Genomic DNA, 1588 nt, shown 5'->3' with positions numbered 1-1588 from the left:
GACGGCGTCGCGCATCTATGGGGCGTGATTGAGTCCGAGGAGGAAAAGCGCGCGATCCGCATTGCGGCCGAGGCCGTGCCCGGCGTCAAGCGCGTGGAGAGCCACCTGGAGTTCCCGAGCGTGATTCCAACGCTGTAGTCCGCACGCCGTCGCAAGCTGCGCGCAGGTCGATTCGCACGCGGAGAACGACGTCGGGGATAGTGACGGCGACATTCAAACCGGCGGGCCGCTCCCGACGGACTGCGCCCGCCATGTTCCGCAAAGACCGGCATGTTTCAACCCGCTCGGTTTGCGGCTCATTTGCGGCATGCGTTAGACCAGTGTGGACGATGAAGGGAATGTCCGTTGTACTCCGGGAGCAGTCGTAATTCTGTTCCTGTTTGGGACGGCGGCTCCGGGTCGACACAGGTCTATCGGCGTTTGGATGCGTCCGTTGCCGTGATAATGAGCCAGTTATCATGGCTTGACCACATCCATCTTAATTTGAATCGCCCAATAGATTAGATATGCATATTAAGAAAAGTATGCATTAATACAACAAAAGTTATCTGATATGACTTCCGTGAAGTCAACTTTGAAGATTACGCTGCACGGGTGTGATATGGGTCAGTTTCCTGAGGGCGACGTAGCAGTAATGTCGACGGTGGATCACTCTGATATGCGCGGGTTGGATACCGCATTACAGTGGTCCGTCTCATGAGCCTGCCACTCTCTAAAGCCGCAAATTGGTGATGCTTGAGCCGTTGCGAAGATAACTCGCGGTTTACTCGAGTACCGGGCTACGTCGCCTTCAGGAAACTTCGGTATCAGTGGACAGTCGGCGATGCGGGTTGGTAGCGGTCCGAAGCGAGCGACATTGCCAGATGCCCGATATTCCAGACGAAGCCTGCGGGTTCGCGAGCGACCGCGATCACGGTGACGTTCATGCTCTTCCCCCGGGCCGAAAGCTTTCGGTATCGACGGCAAAGTCTGAGTTGCGCGTCCCAGGCGCGATCAATCAGCGGTTTGGGCAAGCCCTGCTGTCGTACCTGTATGTCCCTGCTGACACGAGCGTGATGGCGATAGCTCCACGCCGCTTCGACCGGTAGTTTCCTTGCATAGCTGTTCCCGGTCTTGGTGATGCCGCCTCGGGACCGCCTCGAGGCGGAGGAGTATTCCGATGGCGTGATACCGAGCCATGCCATTAACTCATTAGGTAAGCCACCGGCTCTGCCGGTGGACTCACCAAGGTTTGACCTTTACGACGGTCGGCGTGAATTTCCTATCTCTGCCAAGAGAAGGAGATTCAGGATGAAAGAGTATCAGAGCCTGAGCCACACGAGATGGGACTGCAAGTATCACGTGGTGTTCATCCCGAAGCGGCGCAAGAAACAGATATTCGGCGTGTTGCGTCGGCAGCTCGGGGAGATATTTCATGAACTGGCGTCCCACAAGGAGTCGAAAATCGTCGAGGGACACCTGATGGGGGATCACGTTCACATGTGCCTGAGCATTCCGCCGAAATAAGCGGTATCGAACGTGGTGGGGTACATCAAGGGCAAGAGCGCAATTCAGATAGCCCGGAAGTACGGCGGTCGGCAACGCAATT

Annotated in this window: 1 protein-coding gene and 2 pseudogenes; 2 read left to right on the top strand and 1 reads right to left on the bottom strand. The window is 56.4% G+C overall.

Going from position 1 to position 1588, the window contains the following annotated elements; genetic code table 11:
• The coding region (locus GCT13_RS47625; RefSeq protein WP_152766483.1) for a BON domain-containing protein at positions 1-138 on the top strand (138 nt) is incomplete at its 5' end.
• 668 nt (positions 139-806) lie between these two features.
• Here the strand turns inward: GCT13_RS47625 and GCT13_RS47620 are convergent.
• Positions 807-1196: pseudogene (locus GCT13_RS47620) on the bottom strand (transposase); the annotation flags it as partial.
• Between the two features lie 94 nt (positions 1197-1290).
• Between GCT13_RS47620 and tnpA the strand changes: the two are divergent.
• Positions 1291-1588: pseudogene (gene tnpA / locus GCT13_RS47615) on the top strand (IS200/IS605 family transposase); the annotation flags it as partial.

This window comes from Paraburkholderia franconis, from assembly GCF_009362735.1.
GTDB classification, from domain to species: domain Bacteria; phylum Pseudomonadota; class Gammaproteobacteria; order Burkholderiales; family Burkholderiaceae; genus Paraburkholderia; species Paraburkholderia franconis.
The sequence above is the reverse complement of the archived record's forward strand: the minus strand, read 5'-3'. Positions and strand labels throughout refer to the sequence as shown.